Here is a 26,984-nt window from a genome sequence, read left to right on the forward strand (position 1 = left end):
TAGGGGCCCATCAAGCGCGGGCAAAGAGAGATCAGTCCCTGGAGTGCTTACCGAGGTCGGGGGAGGAGGAATCCATAGCCTCGCCGCTTCCGCCGGTCGTATCTTCGGCCGTCGAAAGTTTCTGTCCCGCTGCGGTTCCCCCCGCGAGGATGTCGCGAATCTGCACCAGCACGTCCACGTCGCTCAGTTCCTTCTCCGGCTGGCTGACGAAGCGCTTCTTCGCGGTGTTCACCGGCAGGATCAGTACGAAGTAGACCACTGCGGCGATGATGACGAAGTTGATGATCGCGGTGATGACAGCGCCGACATTGATGAACGATTCCGGCGACGACGTCACCTGGAACCCGAAGCCGTATTCGTTGGAACCGCCGAGAGCGGCGACAAGCGGGTTGATGATATTCGTGGTGAATGCGGTGACGATGGCGGTGAATGCCGCACCGACGACCACTGCGACTGCAAGGTCAACAACATTGCCCCGCAGTAGAAAGTCCTTGAAGCCCTTCAGCATGAGCCCTTCTCCCAACGCTCGGTATGTTCTGTCTCGAGAAACGTTAGTGCAGTGTGACCGTCAGGGCACTGACCAACGAGGCGGCGGCCACCGTCGTCGCATCGTCGGTGGGTAAGGCCAGCAGCACCACACGATCTCGCTGTCGGCTGCCCCCGGCGTCGGCGGAGACGAGTACGACGATGGCCCCGGAGGCCAGAACTCTGGCTGCAGGGACGGCATTCGGGTCGTCCTGCACCTCGACGGTCAACACATCGACCCGATCGCCTTCACGCAGCAGGTCGCTCACTCCGGCGTCCGCGAGATGCACCGGTACGACGCGCGCCTCGGTCCCCAGTGCCGTCGTGGCCGTCCGGGATCCGAGTAGGCGTACGTCGGTGAGCAATTCGCCCGCTCGTACCGGCCCGGTGAGCGTCTGTCCGTCCACTGCGCCCGTATCCATCAGTGCGCCCTCGGGAACACTGGCGGAATCCCAGTCGCTGACGACCACATCGGCCGGCGTGAGGACCGTCCCTGGTGTCAGATCGCGTCCGGCGGTGATCACTTCTACTCGGTCGTCGCCGGCAGCGTCGTCGACGAACAAGACCGCTGCCAGTGCCACCAAAGCGCCTGCGGTGACTCGCCGAAATTTCGGGGAGCTGACCCACGCGGGCCGCAGGGTGAGGCGATCGAGCAGGGTCGAGTCGAGTCGGTTCTTGCCGGCGGTCATGCTGGAACGCTAACGCCGCCGAGGTCGCTTCGAACGCCCAAAAGGCCGGGCTGTGGATAACGGCCCGGCCTGTGGATGAAGCGGAAAGCTACTGGCTTGCAGCAGTTTTCGTGGTCGACGACGAAGACGAGGAGCTCGACGACGACGAATCGGAGGATTTCTTCTCGGCGGGCTTCGAGTCGGACTTGGACTCGGACTTGGAGTCCGACTTCGCGGCCGCATCGGACTTCTTCTCGCCTGCGCCCTCGCTCGAGGTGCTCGAACCGCCGCGGCTGTCGGTGCGGTAGAAGCCGCTGCCCTTGAAGACGATGCCGACGGAATTGAACAGCTTGCGAAGCTTGCCGGAGCACGCCGGGCACACCGTCAACGTGTCGTCGGTGAAGGACTGGACGATGTCGAAGCGGTTGTCGCACTCGGTGCAGGCGTATGAGTAAGTGGGCATCGTGTTTCCTCCGCGCTGGTCACCGAGGAGATTGGCTGCTCTGCGAGCCGAGGCCGAACACCGCCGGTGTCTTATCTGTTCGTCGAAACTGGGGAGAGCATTAGCACTCTACAGTCAGGAGTGCCAACCAATCGAATCGGAACGTTATTCCGTACCCGAGCGTACGAGTCCGCCGCCGGGAGTCAATCTGTGCGTCACCCTTCGGTCGTGTGGCTCGCTGGGTAGTCGATCCACCACTTCGCTGTCGCGCACCACCGCCACCAGCATCGCGTCGGGTCCGCACAGGTCCAGTGTGCGGTCGTAGAAGCCCGCACCGCGGCCCAACCGAACACCGCGCCGATCGACGGCCAACGCCGGAATCAGCAACAGTGAGCAGCCGGCGACGGCGTCGGGCTCCAGCAGAGGGCCGGAGGGTTCCAGCAAACCGAACGGAGCAGTGACCAGGGAGTCGCGACCGGTGTACACCACCCACCGCAACGGTCCCGGCTCGTGCGCACTCGGAAGCAGGACGGTGGAGCCGGCACGGACCATCGCGTCGAGCATCTCGATCGACCCCGGCTCCCGGCCGACCGGCACGTACGCGGCCACCGACGGGTGTTCGGCAGCCAACTCGGCCACGACATGGCAGAGTGCTGAGGACTCCACCGCGCGCTGCGCATCGTCGAGCAGTCGGCGTTCGGCGAGGACATGTGCCCGCCAACGATCCTTGGGCGTGTTCTCCGATAATTCGGGAACGCTCACAACGGTTCACCCACCCTTCCTGTGCTGTCGTTCAACGATATGCACTCGGGGGTAGAACGCAGCACACGGCGAGCAGATCTACAGAAACCATGGATAGGGTGAGCACCATGACAGAAGCCGTTACAGCGACGACCGCCGCCACGCCTGTGCATTTCCGCACGGCCATCGTCCCCGCCGCAGGCATGGGAACCCGGTTTCTGCCGGCGACGAAAACCGTTCCGAAGGAACTGCTTCCGGTCGTCGACACACCCGGTATCGAACTCGTCGCCGGAGAAGCGGCCGATTCCGGTGCACAGCGGTTGGTCATCGTCACCTCACCCGGCAAGGACGGCGTCGTCGCCCACTTCGTCGAGGATCTCGTTCTGGAAAAGAAGCTCGAAGCGAGCGGCAAGCTCGAAATGCTGGAAAAAGTGCGCGTCGCCCCCAAACTCCTCGACGTGCAGTCGGTCATCCAGCACGAGCCGCTCGGACTCGGACATGCAGTCGCCTGTGCCGAAGAAGCCCTCGACGACGACGAGGATTCGGTCGCAGTCCTCCTCCCCGACGACCTGGTGATGCCCCGCGGTGTGCTCGACGTCATGGCTCGGGTGCGCGCCAAGCGCGGCGGCTCGGTGCTGTGCGCCATCGAGGTCCCCGACGACAAGGTCTCGTCCTACGGCGTCTTCTCCGTCGAGATCGTGCCCGATGCGGTCAACCCGAACGTTCTCAAGGTCACCGGGATGGTCGAGAAGCCGAAGCAGGAGGACGCGCCGTCCAACCTGGCTGCCGCGGGACGGTACCTACTCGACCGCGCTATCTTCGACGCGTTGCGTCGCATCGAGCCCGGCGCCGGCGGCGAGTTGCAGCTCACCGACGCCATTGCGTTGCTGATTTCGGAAGGCCATCCCGTCCACGTGGTGGTGCACCGCGGATCGAGACACGACCTCGGAAATCCCGGGGGATACCTGCGCGCTGCGGTTGACTTTGCTTTGCAACGTGACGACTACGGTCCGGCGCTGCGCGAATGGCTGAACGAACGCTTGAGTGACAGCTGGGCACCGGAACTGACAACGTACGAATAGCATCGAGGGTCGATGTACTAGAGGAAGGGCCAGATGCGCTCGGTCGAAGATCAGCAGACCAGAGTGACCGCAGCGGCGGTGGCTCCACGGCCTGTTCGGGTCGCCATCTCGGAAGCACAGGGCCTGCTCTGTGCCGAAGAAGTGGTCACCGAGCGTCCCCTTCCCGGTTTCGATCAGGCGGCGATCGACGGCTACGCAGTGCGCAGCGTCGACGTAGCAGCCGCCGGCACGGATCTGCGCAACGAGGAAGACGAGCGCATCGACCTGACGCTGCCCGTCGTCGGCGAGGTCTCGGCCGGATCGCGTCAACCCATCCGTCTGCAACCACGACAAGCAGTGCGCGTCGATACCGGCGCACCACTGCCTACCCTGGCCGATGCGGTGCTGCCGCTGGATCGCACCGACAGCGGTCGTGCCCGCGTCAAAGTGTTCCGACCGGTGCGCTCGGGTGACTATGTCCGCAAGATCGGCGACGATGTTCAGCCCGGTGACGTAGCGGTTCGGGCAGGCACGATCATCGGTGCAGCTCAGGTCGGCCTGCTCGCAGCGGTCGGCCGGGACAAGGTGCTGGTACATCCCCGTCCTCGGCTGTCGGTGATCTCGGTAGGCGGCGAACTGGTCGACACCGACCGGACGCCCGGGCCCGGACAGGTGTACGACGTCAACTCCTACGCACTGGCCGCCGCAGCGCGCGACGCCGGTGCCGACGTCAACCGCGTCGGCATCGTCAGTACCGATCCCAAGCGACTGCGCGAGGTGGTCGAGGGTCAACTGATCCGATCCGAGATCGTCGTCATCGCCGGGGCAGTGGGCGGCGGCGCGTCGGACGGTGTGCGGGAGGCGCTCGGTGAGCTGGGCGACATGGAGGTCGAACGAGTCGCCATGCATCCCGGGTCGGTCCAAGGATTCGGTCAGCTCGGACGCGACGAAGTACCCACCTTCTTGCTGCCGGCCAACCCCGTCAGCGCGCTGGTGGTGTTCGAGGTGATGGTGCGCCCGTTGATTCGCATTGCGCTCGGTCGACGACAGCCGATGCGTCGGACCGTCACGGCGCGAACCGTGGCACCGATCACCTCGATCGAGGACCGCAAGGGATTTCTCCGCGGCCAACTCATGCGCGACGAGGGAACCGGCGAGTATCTGGTTCAGGCGCTCGGCGGCGCGCCGGGATCGTCGTCACACCTTCTCGCGACACTTGCCGAGGCGAATTGCCTGGTCGTCATCGATCCCGAGGTCATCGAAATCCGCACCGGCGAAGAAGTGAAGGTTTCGTTCCTCGCTCAGAGAGGCTGACGCCAGTGGCGTGTTCAAGTGCCATGGAGGGCACCTAACCACCCCACTGCGCGTAGCGCATACGATCGACGGATGCCGCGAACGTGGTCGAGCCACCCAGGTTGGCCGGCGAAATTGGGTCCTGTGAGAGTGGCCGGCGGAACCGTGACGGTACGGCCGGTACGGGTGCGTGACGCGGCAGCCTGGAGCCGGATTCGTACCGAAGACCGTGCCCACCTCGAGCCCTGGGAGCCCAGCGGCGAAGGCAGCTGGAATTCACGGCACCACATCTCTTCGTGGCCCACACTGTGTTCCGGCCTCAAGTCCGAGGCCCGCAAAGGACACATGCTGCCCATGGTCATCGAGGTCGACGGCGAATTCTGTGGACAGATCACCACCGGCAACATCGTTCGCGGCGCGCTGCGGTCCGCGTGGATCGGTTACTGGGTGTCCAAGGAAGTCAACGGTAAGGGCGTGGCGACCGCAGCACTTGCACTCGGACTCGACCACTGCTTCGGCCCCGTCGGACTGCACCGCGTCGAAGCAACGGTGCGGCCGGAGAATCTCGCCAGTCAGGCAGTGCTGCGCAACGTCGGGTTCCGCGAAGAAGGTCTGCTCTACAAGTACCTGGACGTCGACGGTGAATGGCGCGATCACAAGCTCGTGGCGATCACCTCCGGTGAAGTGCAGGGAACCGTCGTCGATCGGCTGGTCCGTGCGGGACGCGCGGCATGGGCCTGATCTGCCCGGAAAAGATGGCACTCCTGTTGTCAAAGTGACAGGAGTGTAATTCGAGTCGGCGCGTCTGCGTCGATCTTGCACCTCCTCCCCATAACCTGATGTCGTCACGCCTGTCGCCGTTGCCAAGGGAGGAGAACATCGCCGATGCCGAACTCGGTCATCTGGATCGGTCTCGTGGCCGTCTGGCTCTTCGTTCTTCTTCCCATGCTGATGACCAAGCGTCCCCAGATCATGCAGACCACCGATGCGGCTCTCGCCACACGCGTACTGCATCGGGGTGGCACCAAGCGAAAGCAGCGCGGCCCAGCGACCGGCCATCGCAGCGATCCCGACTGGCGACCGGAGGACGACCTCCGAGTGTCTGCTCCGGCCCGTGAGATCTTCGGCCCGACCGTGGCGGCTGTTCGTATCGACTCACCCGATCTACCCGGTACCGCGGAGGACCCGATGGACACTCACGCAGCAGAGAACGATCTCGAACGCGACGCACCGGTGCAGGAACCAGCGCGCGAGAGATCAGCCGCGCACGAGCCCGGCGTCGTCGACGACGACTTCGTGCCTCGCCGACGCGGCCGCGGCGGTTTCGATCCCGAAGCCGACGCCATCGCCCGCGCTGCGCGATATGCCTTCCGGCAGCGCGCAGTACTGGGTCTGATTTTCGCAGCGATCACCACAGCGGCATTGGCGTTCATCATTTCTCCGATGATCTGGTGGCTGTGCGGTCTGTCCGTTGCCGTCCTCGTCGGATACCTCTACTACCTGCGCCGGCAGGTGCAGATCGAGGAAGAAGTGCGCCGGCGTCGGCTCACCCGAATGGGTCGGTCCCGGCTCGGGGTGGAATCGGAAACCGATGAGGAGCTCGAGCTCGTCCCGCAGCGCTTGCGTCGACCGGGCGCAGTCGTTCTCGAGATCGACGACGAGGATCCCGAGTTCGAGCATCTGGACCACTACGAGGAGCCGTTCCAGGCCAGCCGTGACGACGATCGGAACATGCGCCGGGCGCAGGGCGCGTAGCGGCCGTCCGACGCGGCTTTGCTAGGGTTACCGAGCCGGTCTCGACGACGGCAAAGGGGCTGTGGCGCAGTTGGTAGCGCGTCTCGTTCGCATCGAGAAGGTCAGGGGTTCGATTCCCCTCAGCTCCACCCCGGATTCGTGAACAGGCCCGGTCGACACTGTCGATCGGGCCTGTTTTCGCGTACAGGGCCGAGAACGCGTGTCTGGTTCGCATCGGTAACTGTATGTTTGTCCGGTGCTCAGTCGCCTCGGTCCTCGTCGCGCCGGACTGGTGGCGGACGCATTGACGATTGTCTCCATCGTTGCTGTCGGAGTATGTCTGGCAGCGGTTCTGGAACGCGGCGACGTGCAGCAACCCGACTCGCGAACCGATGCGGCACCGACATCGGAGGCGACCGCAATCGACGCGCCGGAGCCGACCTCCGAGCCGGTTGACACTACGTTCCGCAGTCCCGAGGTCGAGTTTCCCACCACCATCCCGGGGTGCGACGACGTCGAACGCCCCGTCCCGGAATCCGGCACATGGGGCCAGATCGTCACCAGTGCGGACAGTTACGACAATCCGCAGTACCCGTGGTACTCAGGGCCCCGGTCAGTGATGATGACCGACGCACTCGGCGATGCCCTGCCGAACGGCGTCGATGTCGCTTTCGGGAGCACTCGCGAGTCGCTGGTCTTCCAGCCGATTCCGCAGACGTCGAGTGAACCGGGAGACCCGAAGCCGCCGGGGGTAGCGTCTGCTTCGGCCGAGATGTGGCGCGGCCCTACCCTGGGCCTGCTCGCCGTCGATGTCTCCGCGGCGGGAGATGTTCCTCCCTGCGTCGCCGGTGCCCTCCAGGAGCGGACGACAGCGAGGGACGGCACGATCGTGGACGCAAACGAATCGTGGTACGAGTACGGCGACGATCGGACGAACTTCCGGTCGGTAGTGGCGTATGCCCCGGATGGCTCGCAGATAAGGGCGACAGCATCGGACAGCGAAGGATTTCGGTCGAGCAATGTCGGCGAGCGAGACGTCGTGCTCACCATCGACGAATTGACGTCGATCGTATCGCTGCCACAACTCAAGATCAGCGCGGCGATTCCATCCGGCACCCCCGAACCGACCAGGGGTTGCGACAACTCGTTCGCGTTCTTCGGAGACGGCGCGGAGATCGACGCCGCTACGGCATCAGAAATGAACGCCGCGCTCGAGCGTGTCGACACGGGCCTGCGCTTCGATCACGGTCTGAACAGCCTGATGCTCGCGGCTTTCGATCCCGGGGTGGTGTGCACGCACGTCGACGTGCTCGACACCGGCGCAGACCTGTCGATCTCCATTCGCGGGGGCCAGGAACTGCCGACCGTCCCGGACGTGTACGACCCCGCCTACGCCAGCAGACCCTTGTCGACGGAGACGCTCGACGGCGGAGCGGTGGTCCAGGTGGACGAATCGCCGTACTCGTATTCGCCTGCGCCACAATCTGGTTCGACCGGAGGATTGTATCGATCGGTGACCGTCACCTACCCGTCGGGTACGCAGGTGCAGGTGCGTTCACACGCCGAGAACCCGGACGAACCGCTCGATGCCGAGATTCTCCGTGACATCGCGACGGCCGAAGGACTGGATGTGCTGTGAACGTCTATCGACGGCTGGCGATCAGTGCGGTCGCGGCAATCGTCAGCGTCGGTGCAGCTGTGGTGTCGGTGGGTGCCTCGGACCAGGAGAGTGAGCCTCGAACGCAGGCGACGCCGACATCGCCGGGTGCAGTGTGGACTCTCGATGCAGCCGACGTGGTGGGCAACGATTTCGCCACCTTCGCCGACCCCGTGGGTGCGCGGTTCGGTGAGAAGGTAGGCGGCGTCATCGAGGCGGGCGAGATTCTGGTGACCGAGGTCGGCGTGACGAACCAGGAAACCCAGGAATTCGACAAGTCCGAGTTGGTCGGAATCGACGCATCGACCGGGGACGTGCGGTGGACGACGTCGGCGCAGAGCATCTCGAATTGCTCCACATCACTTCTCGGCGCACTGCTGTTGTGCACCGGCGGACACGATGTCGTTGCGGTGAACACGGCCGACGGCACGGTCACCCGTCATCCGACGGAGTGGGAAATCTTCAGCGTCGCGACGGACGGCACCGACATCTACGTGATGGAAGGCGCGATCGACGGCTACACCACACGGATTCACCGGGGGACCCTCGACAACCCGGACTCCCGGTGGTCTCTGACCATGGAGGAGACATATGTGGGAATGCAACCGTACGGAGACATGATCGAATTCGTGGGCGGGGTAGGCGTCACCAATTTTCTTTCCTCCACTGCGGTGTTCGATGCGGAGACCGGTGAGATCATCTCGAGCTTCGGTGTGCCGGACTGCGTACGAGCACGTTCGGTTCGCGGGACCGATGTCCATTTCGTCCTGGGGCGGCATTGCAGCGACCTGTTCGAGTATCGGACCGACGTGGTCGATACGCGCGGCCGTGTGCTCGGGACCGTCGACGCCGAGGCCTATCAACGAGTGACGATCGATGCACCAGCGGAACAGGACGACCCAGTTCTGTTGAACGGCAATGCCTTCGACCCCTCTACGGGGCGGAAGATCTGGTCCTGCGCCGAAGACGAGTACGGCTGCTTGTATACCGGCGACGTCGCGATCGTCGGGAACGTCGTGTTGGCGGGCGGAGCCCCTGCGCTCGATCTTCACACCGGCGCGCAGGCGTGGCCCGCGACTGTCGAGCCGCTCCCGGTCACTCCCGAGGTGCTGCACGACGACGCCGTCTGGCTGTCCGATCTCGGGGAGATCGTTGCGATCGATCCGAGCACGGGCTCCCGTCGGAAACCGGTGTCGGTGGAAGGGCTACTCGGAAACACCGAGGGGCTGTCGGAAGAAATAGACCTGTTCGCTGTCCGCGACGGAGTTGTCGTGCTGAACGAAGCCCGGATCAACGTGATCCGCTGACGGACTCCTGTAAGTCGCGCGTGTGTTGCTCGGTCGGCTCATTGCGCACAGCTAAGGTTCTGCTCATGCGCGGTTGGCGAGGATACGTAGCCGACGATGTCTTCTGGGCTTTGTTCCAGGTGCGGCAATCGGCCGTGGTGGCGCTGGCGAACTGCCCGCTTCTGCCCGCCGTACTCCGCGGACGGGCGCTGCGGGGAGCTCGCGTACGGGTGGGTGCGCGTGCGCTCGTCTACGGCGGTCAGACGGTCCAGGGCCGAGGCCTACTCAGGCTGGGTGCGGGTGCATTCGTCAATTACGGCTGCTACTTCGACACGGTCGCCGACATCGATATCGGTGATGGGGTCTTCCTTTCGGACCATGTGCGCGTGTTGACCAGCACGCACGAGGTCGGCGCTCCGACTCGACGGGCCGGGCGCCTGGTGGGCAAGCCGGTGACGATCGGAACGGGAACCTGGGTGGGCTCCGGTGCCGTCATCATGCCGGGCGTCCGGGTCGGCGCGGGCTGCATGGTGGGTGCCGGCTCGCTGGTGACGAAGGACTGCGATCCCGACGGGGTCTACGTGGGCAGTCCGGCGAGAAGAGTCCGCAATCTGAACGATTAGTCGACTCTCCGCGCATAAACCGGGCGATTACTGGTTCAGGCGTCCGTCTTGCGATTTCCAGTATGTTCGGCCATATCTGAACGTAATTCGTATTGTTTACTGCGCATAAATCGACGAATTGTCCCCGCGTCATAGTGAGGTACCATCGATTTCGTCCGCGGCTCGCATTTCGGGACCAATGAATTCTGCAAGCGAATCGAGCCACACGGTTGCCAAAAACAATTCGTCAGGGGTTGGCACGGGTGAACACTCTTTCGGTCGTTGTTCCTGCATTCAACGAATCCGCCCACGTGGGTGAATGCCTCGATGCATTGCTCGAACAGCAAGAACACATTCACGAAATCATCGTGGTCGACAACAACTCCACCGACGACACTGCCGCGATAGTGCTCGAGCGCCGTCGTCGATTCCCGATGGTGACGCTCGTGGCCGAGTCCGAGCGAGGCGTCGTGCACGCCCGGAACACCGGCTTCGATCACGCGAGCGGATCGATCATCGGCCGCATCGACGCCGATACACACGTCAGCGCAGGCTGGGCAAAATCGGTTCTGGACTTCTTCGATCGACGGCTGGACTATGCCGCGGTGACCGGCCCGATCTACCTCTACGATTCGCCCTGGGCTGCTCCCTACCGAGCCTTCGTCAACTACACGACCAAGCGCAAGCCCGATGAGCTGTGGGTATCTGCAGGGTCCGGCAACAACTTCGCCATTCGTCGCTCTGCCTGGGAGGCGGCCCGCGACCGAGTGAGTGTGCGAACCGACCTGCACGAGGACATCGATCTGTCGCTGTGCCTCTACCGCGTCGGGCTGCGCATCGCACAGATCAAATCCATGTGCGTGGAGGTATCGGGGCGTCGACTGCTCACGCCGCCCCTGGAGTACCGCCACTATGTACTGAGTTCCTACCGGACCTGGGCGTTCCACAACCTGGCAAACAAGTCGCTGCGTCGATTGCTGGTCGGGGACATGATCTTGCACACTGTTCATTGGCCGTTGACGCGCATGCTGTCCACCTGTGAATCGCGCATTCTCCCGGTATCGCATTCCGACGCAAGCGTTACATCGGACCGTCATCTGTCCGCAATTCGTGAAAATCGATTTGCGGCTGCGTCCGGGAAGTGAATTCTCGGATGCTCGACAATGAATGACAACAATGTGACGAATCGTCGGTTTTCTCGGTTTCCGAATCGCTCAAAACAATAACGACAAAGTCCGATTCGCCCGAAATAACGGGAATCGATGTCGGGTCTCAGGCGCGAACGAGGTCGAGTCCGCACCAATTCTCGTGGCTCAGATAATCGAGCAATGCAGACTCGGCGGGACCGGAAGGCGAGCGGACGCTTGCTCGGACGGCATGCGATACCGGCGGGTCGAGCGGGCGCGCAAGGTGTCCGTATCCGGGTGGGACGGCCGAGGCCGGTATCAGTGTGACGCCCAGACCCTCCGAAGCAAGCTTGACCGCGGTGGCCAGTTGGGATGCCCGAGCGACCGTCGATACCGACAACGAGTGCGATCGAAGCGCGTGCGTGATGACGTCGTCGCGAGCACTACCCCGTCGAAGTCGAACCCACGGCTGGGATGCCAGCTCCTTCAGCGTCAACACTTTCCTGCTCAACAGCGGGTGACCTTCGGACAGTGCGACGACATACGATTCGTCGCCGATGACCGTGGCGTTCGGATCGTAGTGGCCGTAGTCGCTGGAGAGCACCAGGTCAGCCTCGCCGGTACGCACCAAACGGTCGATTGCCTGAGGGTCCGATTCCTCGTACAGGGTCACCTCCAAGCTGGGATACCGTCGCCGCAACTCGCCGATGGCTCGCGGCAGTTGACACATCCCGAGTCCGGTCTCGACGACGACGACCAGCTCGCCGGCAACTGTTCCGGAGCATGCCGTCGCGGCAGCGCGAGCTCGGCGAGCGGCGGACACCGCAATCGATGCTTCTTTGACGAAGGCGCGTCCGGCGACGGTGAGGCTCAGTCCGCGGGAAGTCCTGACGAACAGCTGCACGCCGAGTTCCTTCTCCAGCGACCTGATCTGTTGTGAGACCGACGGTTGAGCGACGCGGAGCTTCTCGGCCGCCGCGGTCACCGACCCCTCCTCGGCAACAGCAAGTGCATATTCGTACTGGCGGATACTCATTCGCCAACTCCTATAGTGGTTGCCTATACACAGAACTGCAAATTGGTCTTTGATCCTATACCGGTTCGGTTCTAGCGTCGTCGGCATGACGTCCACCGTTTCTGCCGACATACAGCAGCGATCTCTGCTGTCGCCTTCCGTCCTGTTGCTCGCCGCCGTCGCGTTCGTGATCGGAACCGCTGAGTTCGTGGCCATCGGACTCGTTCCTCAGCTGGCCCGAGATCTGGACACCACAGTCGGTGCCGCCGGGCTCACCGTCACCTTGTATGCCCTCTCCGTCGGGATCCTCGCCGTCCCGCTGGGCCTCGCGCTGGCCCACCGTCACCCACGTGCGCTGCTGACCGCGCTTCTGGTCGTATTCGCGGCAGCGAACCTGGTTGCCGCAGTGGCACCCGGACTGCCCGTGCTGCTGGTCGGACGCATCGCGTCTGCTGCTACACAGGGAGTAGCGCTGGGTGTGGCCGTCAGCGCAGTCACCACCTTCGTTGCCCCGGAGGCGCGCGGAAAGGCCGTGTCTCTGGTCTTCGGGGGTCTGATGAGCGCCATGTTCCTCGGGGCACCGATCGGTACCTACCTCGGCGGGGTCGCCGGGTGGCGTGCAGTGTTCGTCGCGCTGGCCGGGCTCGGAGCGGTGCTGGCAGTGGGTCTGTGGGTTGTGCTGCCCCGTCGAATCGAGGGGACGGGGGTCCGCGGGGGCTTCCACCAACTACGGGTGGTCACCGTTCCCGGCGTGCTCGGCTTGCTGAGTGTTGCCGTCGCAATTCTGCTCGCGTCCAACTTCTTCTTTCCGTACCTCGGGGTATACCTCTAGCAGTCGGCCGGAATGGGTTCCGGCGGCATCTCGGTGGGGCTGGGGGTCTTCGGCGTAGCGGGATTGCTGGGCAATGCCATCGGGGGCTACCTGGGCGGACGCGCCGATACATTCTGGGTGACTGTGTTCGCCGTGATTGCGATGTCAGCGGTGGCTGCGCTCGCCCTGTCCGGTGGGTCCGCTGCCGTCGTGTTCCCCGCACTGGCGGTGTGGGGTGCCGCGCAGATGGCCGCGCTTCCGATCGTGACCACCGCGGTCGTGGCCCTTGGCGGCGGTTTCGCTGCGACGCTCAACGTCGCGCTCATCAACCTTGCCATTGCCGCAGGCGGCTTCGTCGGTGGCGCGTTCGCCGCGTCGGCGATCGATCTGCTGCCGTGGCTGAGTGTCGGCGGCTTCGTCGTGGTCGTCGCTGCGCTGGCGGTTCGACACCTGAGGTCGGCCGGCAAGACAGAAGTTGCTTAGCAATCAAAACGGACTGACGGTATGGTTGATCGATTGACGATCGACGTGCCCGTCGGGCCGGTAGATTGACGGGCGATATCCTCGACCGGACCGGTTCCGAGCACAGGATCTGCCCTGCAATCTCTCTTGGAGTGTGAATGTCGTTCGAGATCGTCGACCTCCCCGAAACGTGGGTCGCCGGTCTTCCTGTCCGCAGCCCCAAACGGGCACTCGGCAGGCTCAACGATCCCGCTTTGGACCAGGCCTGGTCTGCGGTGCTCAATCAGGACACGTCGGGTCCGCTGGCGTCCATTTATACCGACTTCGCTCCCGGTATCGGCTCTTACAACACACAGATAGTCGGTTATCTCTGTTCCTCTCTCGGGCAAGTTGCGCGCGGACATCTAGTAGCAAAAGTTCTCGCCGGAAAATATGCTCGATTTTCCGCGGTGGGGTATTTCCCCGAGGTTCTCACTCGACTGTGGACTCAGATCGATCATGCCGAGGAGCAGGGCGAGATAGTGCGATCGTTCACCGGCGATTACGAGTGCTATCCGCACGCATACAAAATCGATCTCTATCTGGCGATCACTCTGCCCGGTGGTTCATCGTGAGTTTTCGGGTGACAGCGCGAAGTGCGGAACTGTTCAGTGGATTGGTAGCGCCGCGAGTGGACGCGGGTGCCGAATCCAGTGGCAGCGAATGGATGGGATTCTTGCGAGATCGGTTGCGCGAGAAGCATATCGGCGCGAACGAAGTAACCACGGTGTACGTGCCGGATGCGCACGGCACGGTCAATGCGGTCGTCGCTGTCCCGGTGGATTCTCCCGCTGATGTCGATGCGGGAGATGTGTTCGTTTCAATACCGACCGGTGTGTTTGCAGTATTCACGCCGAGTGGTTCGCTGGCCGACCCTATCGAGGACGTGTGGGCTCAGGTCGACGACTGTGTGGCGTCCGGGGCAATTTTTCGGGCGTACAAAGAGGAAGTAGAAGTCGTTACAAGCTCTGGAGAAGTGGAACTTTTCATTTCAATTGTTTTGTGAACGGAACTTCTTCACGTAATTGTCACTTTCGAATCACAAAGTCGGCATCGAACCGGTTACTATTGTCGAACGCTGCCGGCCCGATCGGTCGTCGTCAATTCGGCCCGCACGCCGTCAGTCGACGGGTAGGCAGTGTGGACAGGGCGTCGATGTCATCGCAAGGTCGACAGAGCAGGGGTGCAGCAACATGGTGAGACAACTCAGAGCAGAAGCAACACGCGCAGCAGCACTGCGCGCCGCGGCAGACCTCTTCCTCGAGGTGGGGCACGCAAATGCCACACTCAGTCAGGTTTCTGCGCAATCCGGCGTGACCAAGGGAGCGCTCTACTTCCACTTCGCGTCCAAGGAAGAGCTGGCCCGCGCAATCGTCGACGAAGGTCACGAACGGGTGTCCACCGCGTGTGCCGGCCTGGTCGACAGTCGTAGCCCGGCCCTCGAATCGGTCATCGGAATCTCGTACTCCGTGCTCGAGCTCGCGGCCTCGGATCCATTGGTTCGAGTCATGTACCGGCTGCAGATGGAGATCGACGGTTCCGACACGGCGCGTGGCAGCGTATTCGGTACCTGGGGAAACATCTTCGAGCACCTCTTCGAGCGCGCGATCGAGCACGGCGACGTTGCCGATCACCTGGACGCGGGCAACGCGGCGCTACTGGTGTGCGAGATGCTCGCCGGAGTCCTGATGGTGTCCGAGGCGCAGTCACGTCTCGAAGACGCGCCGTCGAGGATGGAGAAAGTGTGGAACACCGTGCTTCCGTCGCTCGTGCCCGCCGACAAGCTGCCTTACTTCCGTGAATTCGCAGCACGCAGTCTGTCCAGTTTCGTACGCGAGAACATCACCTCTGCATCCGTCACCGTCTGAACAGATCCGCCGAGCAGTTTCGTGATCGTGTAGTGCTTGCCGGGCTCCTTCGTGCCGGGCACACTGTGTGATATGGAACACACTGTTCAGAAATCGAGAATGTCGGACAACGAACTGCGGAAGGCGATCGGCACCTTGCAGCAGCGCGCGGACGATGCGCGCAAACGCGGTGCGGACGACGACGCTGCGCGTATCGAGCACACCGTTGCCGACTACCGAGACGAGATGTCGCACAGATTGTGACAACCCTGTCGGTCGTCACCGCGTAGGGTCGAAATCGAACTGAACGTGGCAACCGGTGGGGGATACAGGCTTCGATGGCTACTTACGATCTGCGCGGCAAAAAGACGTTGATCACGGGCGCGGGCAGCGGAATCGGTCGGGCGACGGCGATCGCTGCTGCAGGGGTGGGAGCGGAGCTGTTCCTCACCGATATCAACGCCTCGGGATTGGCCGAGACTGTGGACATGGTCGGCCGCGCGGGCGGTACAGTCAGCCATTCGTTGCCCTTCGATGTGTCCGATTTCGAGGCGGTCACCGCGTTCGCGGATGACATCCATGCCGAGTTCGGCAGCCTTGACGTCGTGATGAACATCGCCGGTATCTCGGCGTGGGGAACCGTCGAGAACCTCGAACACCGGCACTGGAAGTCGATGGTCGATGTCAATCTCATGGGGCCGATACACATCATCGAGAAGTTTCTGCCGCCGATGGTCGAGGCCGGACGCGGTGGCCATCTGGTCAACGTCTCGTCTGCGGCCGGTTTGATTCCTCTGCCGTGGCACGCTGCGTACAGCGCAAGCAAGTACGGTTTGCGCGGAGTGTCCGAGGTACTCAAGTACGACCTCAAGCGCCATGGAATCGGCGTCAGCCTGGTGGTTCCGGGCGGCGTCAAAACCGGTCTGGTGGACACACTTCAGATTGCCGGCGTCGATCGCGACGATCCGCGTGTGCAGAAGTTGCAGCACCGATTCGAGAAGCGTGCCGTCGAACCGTCCGTGGTCGCCGATGCCATCCTCGCCGGAATCGCCAAGCGCAAGTACCTCGTGTACTCCTCCAACGACATCAGGTTCGGCTACTGGATGGCCCGCAAGTTCGCGCCGCCCTACGAATTCGTGCTGCAGCGAGCCAACGATCAATTCTCGAGGTTGCTCGTCCCGCGTCGCGTCGAGGGGGCGTCGAAGTCCACGTCCAGCGTGCGCGCACCCGGACCCGAGTGAGACAGTTCGTCGTGCGGATTGGCCAGAGCGCAGCCGGCAAGAGATAGACATCCGCAGCCGATGCACCCGGTCAGGTTGTCACGCAGCCTGGTCAATTGTTCTATGCGAGAGTCGAGTTCGCGCTGCCACCGCGTCGAGAGTCGGGCCCAGTCCTCGCGCGTGGGCGTCCGCTCGTCCGGAAGATCGCTCAGTGCTCGCCTGATCTCCGCCAGCGGAATTCCGACCTTCTGTGAGATACGGATGAACGCGACACGTCGTAAGGTCTCGCGGTGAAATCTGCGCTGATTCCCCGTGGTTCTGCGGCTGGTGATCAGACCCTGTTTCTCGTAGAAGTGGAGTGCAGACACGGCAACTCCACTGCGCTCGGAGAGTTGGCCTGGAGTCAGCTCGCGAACGTTCCACTCGGGCATCGGCACGACCTCGACATTACTCGAGGTCCTGCATTCTTGCGGCGCGGCTGCTCTACGAGGGTATGCGCTAGAGAACGGTGTTCACCTTGTCGGCGGGTCGCGCCAGCACGGTTCCCTTCTCTGTCACCACAATTGGGCGTTCGATGAGAATCGGGTGCTCGATCATCGCCGCGATCAACGTATCGTCGTCCGCGGATCCGAGCGCCAGTTCCCTGTAGATGCTCTCTCGGGTGCGAACAGCCTGCCGGGGTTCGAGACCGGCGTCGGCGAGCAGGGTGCGGAGCTCGCCCTCGGTGGGCGGTGACTCCAGGTATCGGATCACTCGCGGAGTGATGCCCGCTTCCTCGATCAATTTCAACGCCGTGCGCGATGTGCTGCACCGGGGATTGTGATAGATGGTCGCGGTGGCGGTCATGTTTGCAATCCTGCCACGCGGGTAGCCCGCCGACAGATTCACGCCAGGAACGGGAGTTGTTTTCATGACCGACAAGCGGATTGTCATTGCAGGTGGGCACGGCCAGATCGCGCAGCACCTGACGCAGGTGTTGACGGCGCACGGCGATCGCGCGGTGTCGTTGATTCGCAACGACGACCACGTCGATGCTGTCACCGCACTGGGTGCGTTGCCCCAGGTGATCGACCTCGAGTCTGCCTCCGTCGACGAGTTGGCGGCCGTGCTCGAGGGTGCCGACGGCGTGGTGTTCGCAGCCGGTGCCGGGCCCAACAGCGGTCCGGAGCGCAAGGACACCGTCGATCGAGCGGGTGCGGTTCTGCTGGCCGACGCAGCCGAGAAGGCCGGTGTTCGCCGCTACGTGCTGATCAGCTCGTTCGGTGCCGGAGAGCCGGTGGCAGAGGATCTGGATGACGGCTGGAAGGCTTATATCAACGCCAAAACCGCTGCCGAAGAGAATGTTTCGGCGAGATCCGGTCTCGACTGGACGATTCTGCGTCCCGGCAAACTGACGGACGAGGATCCCACGGATTCGGTGTCGCTCACCGAGCCGCCCCTCGAGTCCGGCGAGGTGACGCGTGCCGATGTGGCCGCCGTGATCGCGCAGCTGCTCGATACCGGTAAAGCAGTGAACAAGACTCTGATGTTGACGTCCGGTTCGACGTCCATCGTCGACGCAGTCGACGCGGTTGGTTGAGGCACGGACTGTGCGCGTTCATATCGATCCGTCGAACACGACACCGGTGTTCGAGCAGCTGAGGATGCAGATCCTCGGGCTGGTGCGATCCGGAGATCTGATCGCCGGCACCAAGATTCCGACGGTTCGCGGTCTCGCCGAGGAGCTGAAGATCGCTCCGAACACCGTAGCCAAGACGTACCGGGAGCTGGAACAGCAAGGTGTCATCGAGACGCGCGGACGATCGGGGTCGTTCGTCGCATCGGGTGGCGATCCCTCTCGCGATATCGCGGCACGGGCGGCGACGGAGTTCGTCAAGACCGTCCGTTCGATCGGCTTGGGCGACGATCAGGCGCGATCCTTCCTGGAATCGGCGCTGAAGGGTGCAAGCGACCGCTAAGTTGACGCTTCAACATAGTTCTGACATCGTGGGGCGGCCCATGTAGTCGTGTCAGAAGGATGCTCAATGAACTCCACCCTCGTCCGCGACGCCGTCGCCCTCGTAGCCCGCATCGGCCTGGGAGTCGTCTTCATTGCCCACGGCTGGCAGAAGCTGAACACCTACGGCCTCGACGGTGCCGCGGCCAGCTTCGAGATGATGAACATCCCGCTCCCCACGGCGTCCGCCTACTTCGCCACCTTCGTGGAACTCATCGGCGGCGGCGCGCTCATCCTGGGAATCTTTACTCCCATCGCCGGCCTGCTGCTCTTCCTCGACATGCTCGGAGCGGCGATTTTCGTCCACTTCGAGCACGGTGTGTTCGCAGCGGACAACGGCTACGAACTCGTCGTCGCCCTCGGCGTCGGCGCGCTGCTGCTGGCCGCATTCGGTGCCGGACGCATCAGCATCGACGGACTCACCAAAGGCAAGACAGCACTGCTTGCGTAGTCGGCCGGCCTAACGCCAGCTCGGTAACCACAGCTGTTGCTGCCACATCTCCGGAGTGATCGGCATCGCGGTGAGGATCGGCCACAACCAGACGAAATTCGCGATCACCACGGCGAGGTACAGGGCAACCAGTAGGAGCCCGGTACCTCGCCGTTCCGCTGATGCCGTCGCCTTGCCGATGATGTCCCCCAGCACCAACGCGAAGCCCATCACCATGAACGGAGCGAGCGCCACCGCGTAGAAGTAGTACATCTGTCGGTCCAGTGTGGTGAACCAGGGCAGCAGAGCTGCGGAGTATCCGACCAGCACTGCGGCATAACGCCAGTCGCGCCGAACGGCCACCGACCAGATCGTCCAGGCCAGCATCGGCAACGCCAGCCACCACATCGCGGGTGTGCCGATGAGCATGATGGCCTTCACGCACGAGGACGCCGAGCAGCCGGACACGCTCTCGCCGTCGGCGAAGTAGTAGAGCATCGGACGCAGACCCATCGGCCACGTCCACGGCTTCGATTCCCACGGATGCCGGTTGCCGGCCGAATTGGTCAGTCCCTCATGGAATTGCAGCACACTGCTGCTGTAGAACCAGAGGGACCGCAGTGCGTCGGGAACGAACGAGAACGGACCTCCGACTCCGATGCCGCTGCCGACCTCGTGCCGGTAGACACCGGTCTCCGAGGTGAACCACGCCCACCACGTCATCAGATACACCGCGATGGGAACGACGACCAATGCGTAGAGCGCGGGCCCGATGTCTCGCACTGCCGTTCCTCGCCACGGACGCCGGACGCCGTACGAGCGACGTGCGGCCACATCGAATGCCACACTGAGCAATCCGAAGAACGCAATGAAATACAGGCCGGACCACTTGGTGCCGCAGGCGAGCCCCAGCATGATGCCGGCTCCGAATCGCCACCATCGCACACCCATTCGCGGACCGAACGCACTTGCGTTCATTCGGCCTTCGTCACGCACCCTCGACAATCGTCGCCGCATGTCGTCGCGGTCGACGATCAGGCATCCCAGTGCCGCGGTGACGAACAGTGCGAGAAAGATGTCCAGCATGCCGATCCGGCTGCTGACGAAGGTCACCCCGTCGACGGTCAGCAGGATCCCGGCGATCGCACCGACCAGTGTCGACCGTGCAAGGCGTCGAACGATTCGAATCACCAACAGCACCAACAGTGTTCCGGCCACGGCCGACGAGAAGCGCCAACCCCACCCGTTGTAACCGAACAGCGCTTCTCCGACGGCGATCAGCTGTTTGCCGACCGGTGGATGAACCACGAGGCCGTAGGCCGGATTGTCTTCGAGTCCGCCGCCGGTGAGTACCTGATAGCCCTGCGGGGCATAGTGCTTCTCGTCGAAGACCGGGGTTCCTGCGTCGGTGGGGTAGCGCAGCATCGTGAATCGCGTGATCGCACAGATGGCGGTGATGACAAGAGTGACGATCCAGCCGCGCTTGGCATCGGTGTCGTGGAACCAGTCGCGCGCGGCAACGGTGGGCCCGGGACTGACCATCGACCGGTCGCCGGAGCGCTCAGAGGTCAGCAAGGTCACGTACCGATCGTAGGCGTTGATGCGCGGTGCCTGCAGTTCGCTGCACTGCATGCGGGACACTGAAGACATGCTCATCCTTGCCGCCACCCCGATGGGCGACGTCGGTGATGCCTCGCAGCGCCTGCGTGACGCCCTCGGCAGTGCCGATGTCGTCGCCGCCGAGGACACTCGGCGCACCAAACAACTCGCGTCCTCGCTCGGCGTGGTGATCGCAGGGCGGGTGGTCAGTTTCTACGACCAGGTCGAGACGGCCCGCCTGCCGGCCCTGGTCGAAGCCGTGGCCGAGGGCAAGACGGTGCTTTTGGTGACCGACGCCGGGATGCCGTCGGTGAGTGATCCCGGCTACCGGCTCGTGGCTGCATGCGTCGAGGCGGATCTGCCGGTGACCTGTCTGCCCGGTCCGTCGGCCGTCACGACTGCGCTCGCCTTGTCGGGTCTGCCGGTCGAACGGTTCTGCTTCGACGGGTTCGCGCCGCGCAAGCAGGGCCAGCGACGCACCTACTTCCAGTCGGTGCTCGCCGAACCACGGGCCATTGTCTTCTTCGAGGCCCCACACCGCCTCGTGGCGTGTCTCGAGGACGCCGTGCACGTACTCGGTCCCGACCGCCGCGCCGCGGTGTGCCGGGAGCTCACCAAGACCTACGAGGAGGTCCGACGCGGCGGCCTGGGGGAGCTGCTCGACTGGGCGAGAGGTGGAGTGCGCGGCGAGATAACCGTCGTACTCGAAGGAGCTGTCGCCGTCGCCGGGGAGCCCGAGGATCTCGTCGCCGACGTGGAAACGCTGGTGGAGTCGGGCATGCGGTTGAAAGACGCCTGCGCCCAGGTTGCGGTCGACGGCGTGTCCAAGCGTGAGGTCTACGAGGCGGTTCTCGCTGCGCGGAAAGAGCAGTAGCGGGTCAGCCCACTACTTGCTGACGCAGACCTTCGGTCGCCGCCTCGAGGATCGTCTTGGTTCCCTTTTTCACCAGGAAGCCTGGGAGCGGAATCTTCGGGTCGACCGTCAGCTCGAACTCGACGTGGGTGCCGTTGTCCTTGGGCGTCAACGTGTATCGGCCGTCCTGGGCCTTCTGCTGATCGCTTTCCACCAAGGTCCAGGACACCTCGTTCTCGCTCCAGGTGTATTCGACCAGCTGCTCGTCGTTGACACCGATGATCGAGACGTTCATCTTGACGTGGTTCGGTCGACCGTCCTCGAATCGATCGACCACCTCGCACTTCTTGTGCACCGGAGACCACGAGGGGATGCCTTCGACATCCGCGAGGACGTCGAGAATTGTCGCTGCGTCGGCGTCGATATCGACGGACTTGTTCACTGTGACTGCCATGGGGAGAAGGTATCTCAGCTTTCTGTACGGGGGCTGACGTTATGGGCGAACTCGCCGATGGCGCGTAGCGCGCGTCGGGCCTCGGGAACGAAATCGGCTGCCTGGAACACGTGGACCTGATCCTCGTACACCTGAAGTTCGCAATCTACCCCGGCGACTGCGAGACGCTGAGCCATGAGTTCGGCGTCGGCATAGACCATTTCGGTCGACCCGACCTGAATCAACACCGGCGGCAGACCCGTGAGGTCACCGTCGACGGGGGAGACCCGTGGGCCTCGCTGGCCCTCGACGACGATGCGCGCATCGACGCGATCGGCCAACGCAGTCAGTGCGGGAACTGCATTGGACGGAAACACCGAACACTTCGACGCGTTCTCGTGGTCGAGTTTGCGGGAGGGGTCCATATCGGTCAGCGGAGACATGGTGAAGATCCCTGCCGGTGCGGGCAGGCCGACGGTGCGCAGCGCCAAGGTGACCATGAACGCGAGATACCCGCCGGCCGAATCGCCGCCCAGGACGATCTGCTCCGGGCGGTAGCCGGAATCGAGGAGGAAGCGGTACGCGTCGACGCCGTCCTCGACGGCATGGTTGATGGGATTGCGCGGCATCATGCGGTAGTCGACCGAGAGCACTGGGCCGTCGATCTGCTTGGAGACCCGGGATGTCATTCGGCGATGGGTCCGCAGACCGCAGCAGACGAAGGCACCTCCGTGCAGGTACAGAACGACACGATCGGTTCCGGTGCCCTCGGCTCGGATCCATTCGGCCTCGCACTCGGCGAGCATGACGCGACTGCGTGTGGTGCCGCTGATCTGTGGGACGAGCAGCCCGGCGTAGTCGACCAGCCCCATCGGCCACGGAAGGGAGGGAGCCTGCGCCCACACCGTCAGAAACGGTCGGACGGTGAACTGCAGGTACTTGGACAGGATCTGTGATTGCAGGCTCGCGCCACGGATGTCACGGCGGCGTGCGGTGGCCGCCGGATCGGTCGATTTCACTACGGTGAGCGCCGGATTCATAGCCGTCGCCTCCATCCCCGTTGTCGTTGCGCGGAGCGTGTGCGCCGTGCGTCGGAACCCCGCTCTACTTGGAACCCCTGGTAACGGACAATAGCGGGTGGGTTTTCGTGAGCGCACGTAAGGTCGTGTTCTGAGTCACATTCGGTGCCGTACCGTGACATAAAACAAATGGAAAAAGGACAGCTCATGGCACTCATGCCCATCACCGAATCGATGTTTCTGATCGCCGAGTCACGGGAGCACCCGATGCACGTGGGCGGGCTGCAGCTGTTCGTTCCCCCGGGCGACCCGCACGAGTTCGCGCAAGAGGTGCACCACAAGTTCACCACCGGTGAGGTTCACGAGGTGTTCCGTAAGCGGCCTGCCCGGCCCGTACAGATCATGGGAAACCTGGCGTGGGCCTACGACCCTGACGTCGACTTCGAGTACCACGTCCGACGCACCGTGCTGCCCTCACCGGGACGCATCCGTGAGTTGTTCCAGTTCTTGTCTCTCACTCACAGTGCACCGCTGGATCGGTACCGGCCCATGTGGGAACTGCACATCGTGGAGGGGCTGGCCGACGGACGAATTGCGTTGTACACCAAGATGCATCACTCCTTGGTCGACGGCGTCAGCGCTCTCAAGCTGTCGATGCGCACGCTCACGAACGATCCGGACGATCGCAACGGGGTGGCCACCTGGGACCCGTCGTTGTTCCGCAAGCGCACGAAGCAAGCCGATGCCGAGCAGCCCGGGCGTTTGGCGCAGCTCGGAAGCGGGCTCTCGTTGGGACGCAAGATTGCCGGCGACCTGGTGGATTTCGCGCCGGCATCCGCTCGAATCGGGCTGCGCGCGTTGAAGAAACAGGGTGCACAGCTACCGCTGCAGGCACCCAGGACGATGCTCAACGTGCCGATCGGTGGAGCCCGTCGATTCGCCGCCGAGAGCTGGTCGATCGAGCGCATTCGCAAGGTCGGTACCGCGCTCGACGCCACGCTCAACGACATGGTGCTCGCGATGTGCGCCGGAGCGTTGCGCGCGTACCTCATCGACCAGAACGCGTTGCCCGAGGAGCCCCTGATCGCCATGGTTCCGGTGTCGCTGCGCAAGGAGGGCGACAGCAAGGATGCGGGTAACTCCGTGACGACAATCCTGTGCAATCTGGGAACCGACGAATCCGATCCCCTGCTGCGGCTCGAGCGCATCAAAGATTCGACCGTCAAGGGCAAGCAGATGATGAGCGAACTCAATACCCTCGAAGCTCTTGCCGTCGGCGCAATCACCATGGCTCCGTTGCTGTTCGGGCCGGTGCCGGGATTCGTCGACTACACCCCGCCACCGTTCAACGTCGTCATCTCGAACGTGCCGGGCTCCAAGGAGGATCTGTACTGGAACGGCGCGAAACTCGATGGCATCTACCCGGCGTCGATCGTGGTCGACGGGCAGGCGCTCAATATCACCGTCGCCAGCAACGGCGATTCGCTGAACTTCGGACTCATCGGGTGCCGACGCAGTGTGCCGCATCTGCAGCGCATGCTGACGCATCTGGAGAACACGTTGGAGGAGCTCGAGAAGACCCTGTGAGAGCGGCTTCGCCGCATGTGAACGAAAATTCGTAGTGGGGGTCGAAGTTTCGCTCACATGCGCGGAGCGCTCTACTCGTACTTCGGGAACACCGGCGTCGGGGTCGGTAGGGATGTGCCGGGTACCGAACGTGTTGTCAAATCGGCGAATTCGCGGTTGGACGCACCGAGCAGGTCGAGGATGCGAGACGCGGAATCGGGCATGACGGGCTGCGCCAGGATGCTCACGATGCGGAGCACCTCGATCGTCACGTACAGCACGGTGGCCATGCGATCGGGATCGGTCTTGCGTAGCACCCACGGCTGCTGCAACGAGAAGTAGCGGTTGGTCTCACCGAGTACCGACCAGATCGCCTCGAGCGCGGAATGGATTGCCTGCACGTCGAATTCGCGTCGGCAGATCTCCAACAGCGCGTCCGCGCGGGCCAGCATCGCCTCGTCCTCGGCGGTGAAGTCGCCCGGTGTCGGAAGCTGTCCTTCCAGATTCTTCGCGACCATCGTCAACGAACGCTGCGCGAGATTGCCGAGTTCGTTGGACAGATCCGCGTTGACGCGAGCGACGATGGCCTCGTGGCTGTAGCTGCCGTCCTGACCGAACGAGACCTCGCGCAGAAAGAAGAAGCGCACCGGATCGAGACCGTAGTTCTCCACCAACGACTGCGGGTCCAGTACGTTGCCGAGAGACTTGGACATCTTCTCGCCCTTGACGTTCAAGAACCCGTGCACGAACACCCGCTTGGGGAGCTCGATGTCTGCGGACATCAGGAACGCCGGCCAGTAGACGGTGTGGAAGCGAGTGATGTCCTTGCCGATGACGTGGAGATCGGCAGGCCAGAACGTGCGGAACGATTCGGACTCGAGGTCCGGGTAGCCGGCGCCGGTCAGGTAGTTGGTGAGCGCGTCGACCCACACGTACATGACATGTGCAGGATCGCCGGGAACCGGTACACCCCAGTCGAATGTGGTGCGCGAGATCGACAGGTCGCGTAGACCGCCCTTGACGAAATTCACGATCTCGTTTCGGCGCGTGTTCGGTGCGATGAAGTCGGGCGACGCGTCGTACAGCTCGAGAAGCTTGTCCTGGTAGTTCGAGAGCCGGAAGAAGTACGACGGCTCCTCGGTCCACTCGACAGCGGTGTTGGTCTCCGTGGCGACGCGGGAGCCGTCCTCGGCGAGGGTGGTTTCGGCTTCGGTGTAGAACGCTTCGTCGCGTACCGAGTACCAGCCGGAGAACGCGTCGAGGTAGATGTCGCCGTTCGCTTCCATCCGTCGCCACAGTTCCTGGCTCGCGGCGTGATGGTCGGCGTCGGTGGTGCGGATGAAGCGTCCGTACGAGATCTTCAGCAGATCCTGCGCAGTCTGGAACGCGTCGGAGTTGCGTGCTGCCAGGTCGCGGACGTCGATGCCCTCGGTCTGCGCGGTCTGCTGCATCTTGAGCCCGTGCTCGTCGGTTCCCGTCAGGAATCGCACGTCGTAACCGTCGAGGCGCTTGAAGCGCGCGATGGCGTCGGTGGCGATGTACTCGTAGGCGTGCCCGATGTGGGGAGCGCCGTTGGGGTACGCGATCGCCGTGGTGACGTAGAAGGGTGGCCGTGAGGCATCAGCTGGCGCAGTCATGGTGCGCCTACTCTAACGATCGTGAGTAGAGACCGTCCCGCACCACCGTTGCCCGAGCCCGTCGGCACCCTCGTCGACGCGCACACCCACCTCGATGCGTGCGGCGCGACCGACGCGGCGAGTGTGGCCGCGATCGTGGACAAGGCCGAGTCCGTCGGCGTCACCCGCGTGGTCACCATCGCCGACGATCTCGATGCCGCGCGCTTCGCCGTCGACGCTGCGTCCTGGGATTCGCGGGTGTGGGCCGCGGTGGCCATTCACCCCACCCGCGCGAACGTGCTCGACGACGACGCCAAGGCGGAGATCGAGCGATTGGCATCCGATCCGCGTGTGGTTGCCGTCGGTGAGACGGGGCTGGATTACTACTGGCCCGGCAAGCTCGACGGTTGCGCGACGGTGGCCGAGCAGCACGAGGGCTTTCGCTGGCATATCGACCTCGCCAAGCGGCTCGGGAAGCCGCTGATGATCCACAACCGCGAGGCCGACGAGGATCTGCTGGCGGTGCTGAGGTCGGACGGTGCACCCGAGACCGTGATCTTCCACTGCTTCTCCGGCGGTCCCGAGACCGCGAAGGCCTGCGTCGACGCCGGCTACGTTCTCAGTTTCTCCGGGACCGTCAGTTTCAAGAATGCGCACGCTTTGCGTGAGGCCGCGGTGCTGGTGCCCGACGAGTTGGTGCTGGTGGAGACCGACGCACCGTTCCTGACTCCGCATCCGTTCCGTGGCGCACCGAACGAGCCCTACTGCCTGCCGTACACCGCCAGAGCCTTGGCCGACGTTCGCGGCCAGGATCCGGCCGAGCTGGCGGCGCACGCGACGGCCAATGCCGAGCGGGTGTACGGCCTGTAGCAGCTGAAGTTGCGGCGTGGGTACTAATTCGTTACCGTACCGTGACCGAACTCGGCGTTTCGCGTACCGAGT

General features: G+C 63.5%; 32 protein-coding genes and 1 tRNA gene. 22 read left to right on the forward strand and 11 right to left on the reverse strand.

The genetic code is table 11. The annotated features are described in order from the left end of the window. Positions 1 to 31: 31 nt before the first annotated feature. The 4 genes from mscL to AC5WEY_RS17195 form a co-directional block, all read right to left on the reverse strand. Positions 32 to 508, reverse strand: a complete 477-nt coding sequence (gene mscL / locus AC5WEY_RS17180; protein WP_495646807.1) for a large conductance mechanosensitive channel protein MscL — start codon at positions 506 to 508, stop codon at positions 32 to 34. 43 nt (positions 509 to 551) lie between these two features. After that, positions 552 to 1,214 (reverse strand): RcpC/CpaB family pilus assembly protein, encoded by a 663-nt coding sequence (locus AC5WEY_RS17185; RefSeq protein ID WP_495646808.1) that lies wholly within the window; start codon positions 1,212 to 1,214, stop codon positions 552 to 554. Positions 1,215 to 1,302: 88 nt separating this feature from the next. After that, entirely contained in the window at positions 1,303 to 1,656 is a 354-nt protein-coding gene (locus AC5WEY_RS17190) for an FmdB family zinc ribbon protein (protein WP_495646809.1), read from the reverse strand. Positions 1,657 to 1,800: 144 nt separating this feature from the next. Then, complete coding sequence (locus tag AC5WEY_RS17195; protein WP_495646810.1) at positions 1,801 to 2,397, reverse strand: 5-formyltetrahydrofolate cyclo-ligase; 597 nt, start codon at positions 2,395 to 2,397, stop codon at positions 1,801 to 1,803. 107 nt (positions 2,398 to 2,504) lie between these two features. Between AC5WEY_RS17195 and AC5WEY_RS17200 the strand changes: the two genes are divergently transcribed. The 9 genes from AC5WEY_RS17200 to AC5WEY_RS17240 all read left to right on the forward strand — a co-directional run bounded on the left by AC5WEY_RS17200 (position 2,505) and on the right by AC5WEY_RS17240 (position 11,154). Beyond that, positions 2,505 to 3,458 (forward strand): UTP--glucose-1-phosphate uridylyltransferase, encoded by a 954-nt coding sequence (locus tag AC5WEY_RS17200; protein WP_057479169.1) that lies wholly within the window; start codon positions 2,505 to 2,507, stop codon positions 3,456 to 3,458. Between the two features lie 33 nt (positions 3,459 to 3,491). Continuing rightward, a complete protein-coding gene (gene glp, locus AC5WEY_RS17205; protein WP_495646811.1) occupies positions 3,492 to 4,751 on the forward strand; it encodes a molybdotransferase-like divisome protein Glp in 1,260 nt (419 codons plus the stop codon). 72 nt (positions 4,752 to 4,823) lie between these two features. Then, positions 4,824 to 5,471 (forward strand): GNAT family N-acetyltransferase, encoded by a 648-nt coding sequence (locus AC5WEY_RS17210; protein ID WP_057479168.1) that lies wholly within the window; start codon positions 4,824 to 4,826, stop codon positions 5,469 to 5,471. Positions 5,472 to 5,615: 144 nt separating this feature from the next. Beyond that, on the forward strand, positions 5,616 to 6,485 hold the full coding sequence (gene sepX / locus AC5WEY_RS17215; RefSeq protein ID WP_495646812.1) for a divisome protein SepX/GlpR: 870 nt from the start codon (positions 5,616 to 5,618) through the stop codon (positions 6,483 to 6,485). Between the two features lie 55 nt (positions 6,486 to 6,540). Beyond that, a tRNA-Ala gene (locus tag AC5WEY_RS17220) sits at positions 6,541 to 6,613 on the forward strand. 107 nt (positions 6,614 to 6,720) lie between these two features. After that, a complete protein-coding gene (locus AC5WEY_RS17225) occupies positions 6,721 to 8,103 on the forward strand; it encodes a hypothetical protein (RefSeq protein ID WP_495646813.1) in 1,383 nt (460 codons plus the stop codon). After that, entirely contained in the window at positions 8,100 to 9,428 is a 1,329-nt protein-coding gene (locus AC5WEY_RS17230) for a PQQ-binding-like beta-propeller repeat protein (protein WP_495646814.1), read from the forward strand. Before AC5WEY_RS17225 ends, AC5WEY_RS17230 begins: the two co-directional genes overlap by 4 nt. Positions 9,429 to 9,493: 65 nt before the next feature. Further along, positions 9,494 to 10,030 carry an acyltransferase gene (locus tag AC5WEY_RS17235; protein WP_495646815.1) on the forward strand — a complete coding sequence of 179 codons (537 nt, stop codon included), beginning with the start codon at positions 9,494 to 9,496 and terminating at the stop codon, positions 10,028 to 10,030. Positions 10,031 to 10,272: 242 nt separating this feature from the next. Beyond that, a complete protein-coding gene (locus AC5WEY_RS17240; RefSeq protein ID WP_495646816.1) occupies positions 10,273 to 11,154 on the forward strand; it encodes a glycosyltransferase family 2 protein in 882 nt (293 codons plus the stop codon). A 127-nt stretch (positions 11,155 to 11,281) separates the two neighbouring features. Here the strand turns inward: AC5WEY_RS17240 and AC5WEY_RS17245 are convergent, their stop codons facing one another. Next, positions 11,282 to 12,172 carry a LysR family transcriptional regulator gene (locus tag AC5WEY_RS17245; RefSeq protein ID WP_495646817.1) on the reverse strand — a complete coding sequence of 297 codons (891 nt, stop codon included), beginning with the start codon at positions 12,170 to 12,172 and terminating at the stop codon, positions 11,282 to 11,284. An 85-nt stretch (positions 12,173 to 12,257) separates the two neighbouring features. On the opposite strand from AC5WEY_RS17245, the gene AC5WEY_RS17250 reads away from it, so the two are divergent. The 7 genes from AC5WEY_RS17250 (at position 12,258) to AC5WEY_RS17280 (ending at position 16,551) form a co-directional block, all read left to right on the forward strand. After that, positions 12,258 to 12,983, forward strand: coding sequence for an MFS transporter (locus AC5WEY_RS17250; RefSeq protein ID WP_495646818.1), 726 nt, complete (start codon positions 12,258 to 12,260; stop codon positions 12,981 to 12,983). A 12-nt stretch (positions 12,984 to 12,995) separates the two neighbouring features. Beyond that, a complete protein-coding gene (locus AC5WEY_RS17255) occupies positions 12,996 to 13,445 on the forward strand; it encodes a hypothetical protein (protein WP_495646819.1) in 450 nt (149 codons plus the stop codon). A gap of 137 nt (positions 13,446 to 13,582) precedes the next feature. Then, positions 13,583 to 14,038: a GyrI-like domain-containing protein gene (locus AC5WEY_RS17260; protein ID WP_495646820.1), complete on the forward strand. Its 456-nt coding sequence runs from the start codon at positions 13,583 to 13,585 to the stop codon at positions 14,036 to 14,038. After that, positions 14,035 to 14,469 carry an effector binding domain-containing protein gene (locus tag AC5WEY_RS17265; protein ID WP_495646821.1) on the forward strand — a complete coding sequence of 145 codons (435 nt, stop codon included), beginning with the start codon at positions 14,035 to 14,037 and terminating at the stop codon, positions 14,467 to 14,469. Before AC5WEY_RS17260 ends, AC5WEY_RS17265 begins: the two co-directional genes overlap by 4 nt. 187 nt (positions 14,470 to 14,656) lie before the next feature. Continuing rightward, complete coding sequence (locus tag AC5WEY_RS17270; protein WP_057479325.1) at positions 14,657 to 15,331, forward strand: ScbR family autoregulator-binding transcription factor; 675 nt, start codon at positions 14,657 to 14,659, stop codon at positions 15,329 to 15,331. Positions 15,332 to 15,403: 72 nt separating this feature from the next. Beyond that, positions 15,404 to 15,574, forward strand: coding sequence for a hypothetical protein (locus AC5WEY_RS17275; RefSeq protein WP_495646822.1), 171 nt, complete (start codon positions 15,404 to 15,406; stop codon positions 15,572 to 15,574). 74 nt (positions 15,575 to 15,648) lie between these two features. Next, positions 15,649 to 16,551, forward strand: a complete 903-nt coding sequence (locus tag AC5WEY_RS17280) for an SDR family oxidoreductase (RefSeq protein ID WP_495646823.1) — start codon at positions 15,649 to 15,651, stop codon at positions 16,549 to 16,551. Here AC5WEY_RS17280 and soxR read toward each other — a convergent pair. Beyond that, complete coding sequence (gene soxR, locus AC5WEY_RS17285) at positions 16,467 to 16,967, reverse strand: redox-sensitive transcriptional activator SoxR (protein WP_082521152.1); 501 nt, start codon at positions 16,965 to 16,967, stop codon at positions 16,467 to 16,469. The genes AC5WEY_RS17280 and soxR overlap by 85 nt on opposite strands. 61 nt (positions 16,968 to 17,028) lie before the next feature. Then, positions 17,029 to 17,376, reverse strand: a complete 348-nt coding sequence (gene arsC, locus AC5WEY_RS17290; protein ID WP_495646824.1) for an arsenate reductase (glutaredoxin) — start codon at positions 17,374 to 17,376, stop codon at positions 17,029 to 17,031. Positions 17,377 to 17,440: 64 nt separating this feature from the next. Here arsC and AC5WEY_RS17295 point away from each other — a divergent pair, with 64 nt between their 5' ends. From AC5WEY_RS17295 to AC5WEY_RS17305, 3 genes are all read left to right on the forward strand, one after another. Next, positions 17,441 to 18,109, forward strand: a complete 669-nt coding sequence (locus tag AC5WEY_RS17295; protein ID WP_495646825.1) for an SDR family oxidoreductase — start codon at positions 17,441 to 17,443, stop codon at positions 18,107 to 18,109. Positions 18,110 to 18,119: 10 nt separating this feature from the next. After that, positions 18,120 to 18,488, forward strand: coding sequence for a GntR family transcriptional regulator (locus AC5WEY_RS17300; protein WP_057479155.1), 369 nt, complete (start codon positions 18,120 to 18,122; stop codon positions 18,486 to 18,488). Positions 18,489 to 18,554: 66 nt separating this feature from the next. Then, entirely contained in the window at positions 18,555 to 18,977 is a 423-nt protein-coding gene (locus AC5WEY_RS17305) for a DoxX family protein (RefSeq protein WP_057479154.1), read from the forward strand. Between the two features lie 9 nt (positions 18,978 to 18,986). Here AC5WEY_RS17305 and AC5WEY_RS17310 read toward each other — a convergent pair whose 3' ends face one another. After that, positions 18,987 to 20,498 (reverse strand): dolichyl-phosphate-mannose--protein mannosyltransferase, encoded by a 1,512-nt coding sequence (locus tag AC5WEY_RS17310; protein WP_495646920.1) that lies wholly within the window; start codon positions 20,496 to 20,498, stop codon positions 18,987 to 18,989. Between the two features lie 88 nt (positions 20,499 to 20,586). Here AC5WEY_RS17310 and rsmI point away from each other — a divergent pair, with 88 nt between their 5' ends. Next, a complete protein-coding gene (gene rsmI, locus AC5WEY_RS17315; protein ID WP_495646826.1) occupies positions 20,587 to 21,429 on the forward strand; it encodes a 16S rRNA (cytidine(1402)-2'-O)-methyltransferase in 843 nt (280 codons plus the stop codon). 4 nt (positions 21,430 to 21,433) lie between these two features. Here the strand turns inward: rsmI and AC5WEY_RS17320 are convergent, their stop codons facing one another. Further along, positions 21,434 to 21,862, reverse strand: a complete 429-nt coding sequence (locus tag AC5WEY_RS17320; protein WP_495646827.1) for an SRPBCC family protein — start codon at positions 21,860 to 21,862, stop codon at positions 21,434 to 21,436. Between the two features lie 14 nt (positions 21,863 to 21,876). Further along, a complete protein-coding gene (locus AC5WEY_RS17325; RefSeq protein WP_495646828.1) occupies positions 21,877 to 22,896 on the reverse strand; it encodes an alpha/beta hydrolase in 1,020 nt (339 codons plus the stop codon). Positions 22,897 to 23,067: 171 nt separating this feature from the next. Here AC5WEY_RS17325 and AC5WEY_RS17330 point away from each other — a divergent pair, with 171 nt between their 5' ends. Continuing rightward, complete coding sequence (locus tag AC5WEY_RS17330; protein WP_495646829.1) at positions 23,068 to 24,447, forward strand: WS/DGAT/MGAT family O-acyltransferase; 1,380 nt, start codon at positions 23,068 to 23,070, stop codon at positions 24,445 to 24,447. Positions 24,448 to 24,518: 71 nt separating this feature from the next. On the opposite strand, the gene metG is transcribed toward AC5WEY_RS17330, so the two are convergent. Beyond that, positions 24,519 to 26,063, reverse strand: coding sequence for a methionine--tRNA ligase (metG, locus tag AC5WEY_RS17335; protein WP_495646830.1), 1,545 nt, complete (start codon positions 26,061 to 26,063; stop codon positions 24,519 to 24,521). A gap of 21 nt (positions 26,064 to 26,084) precedes the next feature. Here metG and AC5WEY_RS17340 point away from each other — a divergent pair, with 21 nt between their 5' ends. Further along, positions 26,085 to 26,912 carry a TatD family hydrolase gene (locus tag AC5WEY_RS17340; RefSeq protein ID WP_495646831.1) on the forward strand — a complete coding sequence of 276 codons (828 nt, stop codon included), beginning with the start codon at positions 26,085 to 26,087 and terminating at the stop codon, positions 26,910 to 26,912. Positions 26,913 to 26,984 lie beyond the last annotated feature (72 nt).

Source organism: Rhodococcoides sp. S146-33, assembly GCF_059489205.1.

Excerpts from the sequence above, each read along its gene's own strand:
- mscL (WP_495646807.1), bottom strand. The coding sequence starts at position 508 with ATGCTGAAGGGCTTCAAGGACTTTCTACTGCGGGGCAATGTTGTTGAC.
- AC5WEY_RS17185 (WP_495646808.1), bottom strand. The coding sequence starts at position 1,214 with ATGACCGCCGGCAAGAACCGACTCGACTCGACCCTGCTCGATCGCCTC.
- AC5WEY_RS17190 (WP_495646809.1), bottom strand. The coding sequence starts at position 1,656 with ATGCCCACTTACTCATACGCCTGCACCGAGTGCGACAACCGCTTCGAC.
- AC5WEY_RS17200 (WP_057479169.1), top strand. The coding sequence starts at position 2,505 with ATGACAGAAGCCGTTACAGCGACGACCGCCGCCACGCCTGTGCATTTC.
- glp (WP_495646811.1), top strand. The coding sequence starts at position 3,492 with ATGCGCTCGGTCGAAGATCAGCAGACCAGAGTGACCGCAGCGGCGGTG.
- AC5WEY_RS17210 (WP_057479168.1), top strand. The coding sequence starts at position 4,824 with ATGCCGCGAACGTGGTCGAGCCACCCAGGTTGGCCGGCGAAATTGGGT.
- sepX (WP_495646812.1), top strand. The coding sequence starts at position 5,616 with ATGCCGAACTCGGTCATCTGGATCGGTCTCGTGGCCGTCTGGCTCTTC.
- AC5WEY_RS17235 (WP_495646815.1), top strand. The coding sequence starts at position 9,494 with ATGCGCGGTTGGCGAGGATACGTAGCCGACGATGTCTTCTGGGCTTTG.
- AC5WEY_RS17245 (WP_495646817.1), bottom strand. The coding sequence starts at position 12,172 with ATGAGTATCCGCCAGTACGAATATGCACTTGCTGTTGCCGAGGAGGGG.
- AC5WEY_RS17250 (WP_495646818.1), top strand. The coding sequence starts at position 12,258 with ATGACGTCCACCGTTTCTGCCGACATACAGCAGCGATCTCTGCTGTCG.
- AC5WEY_RS17255 (WP_495646819.1), top strand. The coding sequence starts at position 12,996 with ATGGGTTCCGGCGGCATCTCGGTGGGGCTGGGGGTCTTCGGCGTAGCG.
- AC5WEY_RS17260 (WP_495646820.1), top strand. The coding sequence starts at position 13,583 with ATGTCGTTCGAGATCGTCGACCTCCCCGAAACGTGGGTCGCCGGTCTT.
- AC5WEY_RS17270 (WP_057479325.1), top strand. The coding sequence starts at position 14,657 with ATGGTGAGACAACTCAGAGCAGAAGCAACACGCGCAGCAGCACTGCGC.
- AC5WEY_RS17275 (WP_495646822.1), top strand. The coding sequence starts at position 15,404 with ATGGAACACACTGTTCAGAAATCGAGAATGTCGGACAACGAACTGCGG.
- AC5WEY_RS17280 (WP_495646823.1), top strand. The coding sequence starts at position 15,649 with ATGGCTACTTACGATCTGCGCGGCAAAAAGACGTTGATCACGGGCGCG.
- arsC (WP_495646824.1), bottom strand. The coding sequence starts at position 17,376 with ATGACCGCCACCGCGACCATCTATCACAATCCCCGGTGCAGCACATCG.
- AC5WEY_RS17295 (WP_495646825.1), top strand. The coding sequence starts at position 17,441 with ATGACCGACAAGCGGATTGTCATTGCAGGTGGGCACGGCCAGATCGCG.
- AC5WEY_RS17305 (WP_057479154.1), top strand. The coding sequence starts at position 18,555 with ATGAACTCCACCCTCGTCCGCGACGCCGTCGCCCTCGTAGCCCGCATC.
- AC5WEY_RS17310 (WP_495646920.1), bottom strand. The coding sequence starts at position 20,498 with ATGGTCAGTCCCGGGCCCACCGTTGCCGCGCGCGACTGGTTCCACGAC.
- rsmI (WP_495646826.1), top strand. The coding sequence starts at position 20,587 with ATGCGGGACACTGAAGACATGCTCATCCTTGCCGCCACCCCGATGGGC.
- AC5WEY_RS17320 (WP_495646827.1), bottom strand. The coding sequence starts at position 21,862 with ATGGCAGTCACAGTGAACAAGTCCGTCGATATCGACGCCGACGCAGCG.
- AC5WEY_RS17325 (WP_495646828.1), bottom strand. The coding sequence starts at position 22,896 with ATGGAGGCGACGGCTATGAATCCGGCGCTCACCGTAGTGAAATCGACC.
- AC5WEY_RS17330 (WP_495646829.1), top strand. The coding sequence starts at position 23,068 with ATGGCACTCATGCCCATCACCGAATCGATGTTTCTGATCGCCGAGTCA.
- metG (WP_495646830.1), bottom strand. The coding sequence starts at position 26,063 with ATGACTGCGCCAGCTGATGCCTCACGGCCACCCTTCTACGTCACCACG.